Raw genomic sequence first — 3,976 nt, 5'->3', positions numbered from 1 at the left:
ATCACAACCCCCGGTTTCATGGAAAGGCCACCCGCATGCTCCTCACCGCTCTCGTCTGCGCCGGAATCGCGAGCCTGATCCACGTGATGATCTTTGCGCTCGAGTCCCTGCTCTGGACGACCCCTCGCGGTCGTTCGGTGTTTGGCACCTCAGCGGAGGAGGCCGCTGCCACCCGGGAGCTCGCCTTCAACCAGGGCTTCTATAACCTCTTCCTCGCCGTGATCACGGTCGTCGGCGTGGTGCTGCTCGCGCTGGGTTCGATTGCCGCCGGGGCCGCCCTGGTCTTCGCTGGCGCGGGCTCCATGCTGCTTGCCGGGCTGGTCCTGCTCATCACGTCGCCGGGGAAGGCGCGGCCGGCGCTCATCCAGCTCGTGCCGCCGCTGCTTGCCGTGGGTGCGCTGCTGGCCGCGCTGCTGAGCGCGTGACGCCCCGCAGCTCACCCCGAATCCTCACCAATGACCCACACGGAACACCCCATCGAAAGGCTCTCATGTCTCACAGCACCGAAATCCAGCTGCACTCCCGCCCCGAGGGGTGGCCGACCCAGGAGAACTTCCGCACCAGCGTTCGGGAGCTGCCCGAGCTGCAGCCGGGCGAGGTGCGGGTCCGGAACGAGTTCATCTCCGTCGACCCGTACATGCGGGGGCGGATGAACGACGTGCGCAGCTATACCCCGCCCTATGCGCTCGGGGAGACGATGACGGGCGGGGCGGTCGGGCGCGTGGTGGCGTCCACGGTGGACTCGCACCCGGTCGGGGCCGCGGTGTTGCACCAGCTCGGCTGGCGAGACGTGGCCCAGGGGGACGCGGGGGCGTTCCGGGTGCTGCCCGAGGTGCCGGGGTTGCCGCTGTCCGCGTTCCTCGGGGTGCTCGGGATGACGGGGCTCACCGCCTACGTGGGGCTCCTCGACATCGCTCAGATGCGCGAGGGGGACACCGTGTTCGTGTCGGGGGCCGCGGGCGCGGTCGGCACCGCGGTGGGGCAGATCGCCCGGCTGAAGGGGGCCAAGCGCGTGATCGGCGCCGCGGGCACCGACGAGAAGGTCGCGCTCCTCACGGAGAAGTACGGCTTTGACGCCGCGCTGAACTACCGCAATGGGCCGGTGCGCGAGCAGCTCGCGGGGCTTGCTCCGGAGGGCATCGACGTGTTCTTCGATAACGTGGGCGGGGACCACCTGGAGGCGGCGCTCGACGCGTTCAACGACCACGGGCGCGGCGCGATCTGCGGGTCGATCGTTGGTTACAACAGCACCGAGCCGGTGGCCGGACCCGATAACCTCTCGAATCTGATCACGCGGAGCCTCCGGCTGGAGGGCTTTACGATCGGCAATCACCTGCACCGTTTCCCGGAGTTCTCGGCCGAGATGGCGGGGTGGCTCGGCTCCGGTCAGGTCGTCTTCGACGAGACGGTCCGCGAGGGCATCGAGGGCGCGGTTGACGCGTTCCTTGACCTGATGCGCGGCGCGAACACGGGCAAGATGGTCGTCCGGATCACCCCGGAGACCGCCGGAGCGTAAGCGCACGACCGGCCCCCGGACTGCCGCGCGGTCCGGGGGTCTCTTGCACTGATCCAGGTCGGCCCGGTTGCCGCCCGTTCGCACTCGGGGAGGCGGAGCGCCCGCGGGGGCGGAGGGGCTCTCGTCGTCATCGGGGGCGCGTGCGGCGGGACGCTCGGCGAGGGTCAGGGTGTCTCCGGTGCGGCCGATGGTCGTTCGGGATGGGTTGTGGTGCGCCGTCCGCTCAGGGTTTCCCATTCCAGCACCCCGTTCACGTTATCGAGCAGCGTCCAGCCTTTGTGCGTTTTGCCCGGCCCGGTTGTGCCCGGGTCGCCGCGGCCCTTCATCGTGTGGTGGGTCCGGCAGAGGGACGCGAGGTTATCGTGACAGGTTTCCCCGCCCGCATCCCACGGCACCGAGTGATCCAGGTCACACCGGACAGCGGCCCGTTCACACCCGGGGAAGCGGCAGTGCTGGTCCCGAATTTCGGTGAATCTGCGGAGCGCTTTGGGCGGTGCGTAGCTGTCGCGGCCGACGTTGAGGATCGCGCCCCGGTCGTCGGTGAACAGGGCCCGGAAGGAGCCGATGCCGAAGGCGACCCGCTCCGCGGTGTCGTCGTCGAGCACGCCGTAGCCGTCCAGCTGGGCGAATTCCTTGCCGAGGATCGCCTCGGCGGTGGCATCGGGGCCGAGGTCGTCGGTGAGCCCGGCCAGGATGCGGGTGGGCACGGTCACGAGGACCTGTCCGCGCACCCCGCGGGGCGGGGCCGTGGTGGCCCGGGGAGCCGTGTCGCCCTCGGAGGCGCTGAGGGTTTCAGGTGTTTCCGTGTCGATCTCGCCGAGCGAGATCAGGTCCACGAGCACATCCGCGCGGAGCTGCGCGATGCCGCGGGGGAGCGGGAGGGCGGCAATGGCCTCGGCCAGCTCCTCCTCGGAGCCGGTGTGCGCGTCCTTGAGTGCGTTCACGCGCTCCTGGTGGTCCTGCTTCTCCATGATCGCGAGCTGTTTCGCCAGCGCGTCGCTCCGGTCGTAGGCGGCGGTCAGTTCCACGGCGGAGTGTCGGATCGTGAGTTCCATCATGCCGTTGCGGGCGGGCTCGTTCCAGGCCCCGCGACGCTGGAACGCGTCCGCGTGCCGCGCCTCGGGAGACACGGGATCGACCCGGTTCCGCAGGTCCTCGGCCACGCGAAACAGCTTCGCGGGAGTGAGTGCGGGGGCGACCTCGGCGAGCTGCTCGTCGAGAATCGTGCGAGCCACGGGCGGCGCGTCGGCGGTGACGCGCACGATCGCGGACACGCGAGCCTGGTCGAGCGCGCCGGAGGAGAAAGCGTCCCATACGTGGGGCAGATCCTCGGCGACCGCGAGCGCATCATTGAGCAAGCGAGTGCCGGTGGGCTTCCCGACCGTGACGGCGAACGCGACCTCTTCGGCGAGCTGCCCCATCCGTTGTGCACGGTCCTCACCGGTCACGGTCTGCTCGATGACCTCCCCGGTCGCGGCGAGCACCCGTGCGGCGTCCTCCGTGGTCTCCCGGACAAAGCGCTCCTCGTTCAGGTCGGCGAGTTCCGCGATCAAGCGAGCGCGACGTGCCTCAACCCGGTTCTTCTCCCGCGTGGCCTCGGAGATCGCCTCGCTCAGTTCGGCCTCCCTCGCGCGCAGTTCCTCAGCGTTGAGGTGCGCGCGAGCCGCGGAGGCGGCCACCTTGGCGGCGGCAAGCGGATGCGGTGCCTGGTCACCCGAAACGACCCGGGACGCGGCAAAAGCATCGGCGGCGATCCGCGCCGCGATCTTCGCGGCGCTCGCCCCGGTCACCGTCCCCGTGCCCGGCACGCGCGCAAACGCACCGCCCCGCGGTGTGCGGGTTGCGGTGTCGCGGGGTGCGACGGGAGTGAAAGTGACCATGCCCCAATTTTACCCGAATCGACCCGAAGAAAAGTGCTGCTCAAACCTCATTTCCGATCGAAAACGATATAGTCCGGACCTGGATCATCGCAACAAAATATGGCGCGTTTTCACCGCAACGCTTGACAGCAAAACCCAACTCTGGCGGACTCAAAATTGCCTCCCGGCCTCCCGGCCTCCCGGCCTCCCGGCCTCCCGGCCTCCCGGCCTCCCGGCCTCCCGGCCTCCCGGCCTCCCGGCCTCCCGGCTTCCCGGCTTCCCGGCTTCCCGGCTTCCCGGCTTCCCGGCTTCCCGGCTTCCCGGCTTCCCGGCTTTCCGGCTTTCCGGCTTTCCGGCTTTCCGGCTTTCCGGCTTTCCGGCTTTCCGGCTTTCTGGCTTTCTGGCTTTCCGGCTTTCTGGCGTCTTAGCGTCGCTTCGTCGCTTCGTGTCAACGGCTTCGCCCCGAGCGTCCTGCTGTCCGCTCCCGAAGAGCGTCGGAAGACCCCCAGCACCAACCCCGCGAGTACAGCCCCTCCCGCACACCCGCCCCACCCGGCCACTGTCGGCTGAGGCAGGAGAAGTTCTCCACGGCCACCACCAC

At 69.5% G+C, this 3,976-nt stretch carries 3 protein-coding genes; 2 read left to right on the top strand and 1 reads right to left on the bottom strand.

The window, feature by feature from the left end; genetic code table 11:
* Together OOT08_RS02780 and OOT08_RS02775 are read left to right on the top strand one after the other, a co-directional pair.
* Positions 1-425: DUF1304 domain-containing protein (locus tag OOT08_RS02780; RefSeq protein ID WP_325091020.1), on the top strand; the 425-nt coding region annotated here is incomplete at its 5' end.
* Positions 426-490: 65 nt separating this feature from the next.
* Positions 491-1,516 (top strand): NADP-dependent oxidoreductase, encoded by a 1,026-nt coding sequence (locus tag OOT08_RS02775; protein ID WP_325091019.1) that lies wholly within the window; start codon positions 491-493, stop codon positions 1,514-1,516.
* A 164-nt stretch (positions 1,517-1,680) separates the two neighbouring features.
* Here OOT08_RS02775 and OOT08_RS02770 read toward each other — a convergent pair whose 3' ends face one another.
* Entirely contained in the window at positions 1,681-3,396 is a 1,716-nt protein-coding gene (locus OOT08_RS02770) for an HNH endonuclease (protein ID WP_325091018.1), read from the bottom strand.
* Between the last annotated feature and the right edge of the window lie 580 nt (positions 3,397-3,976).

The sequence above is a fragment of the Leucobacter sp. M11 genome (genome assembly GCF_035726885.1).
Lineage (GTDB): Bacteria > Actinomycetota > Actinomycetes > Actinomycetales > Microbacteriaceae > JAPFRB01.
The sequence above is the reverse complement of the archived record's forward strand: the minus strand, read 5'-3'. Positions and strand labels throughout refer to the sequence as shown.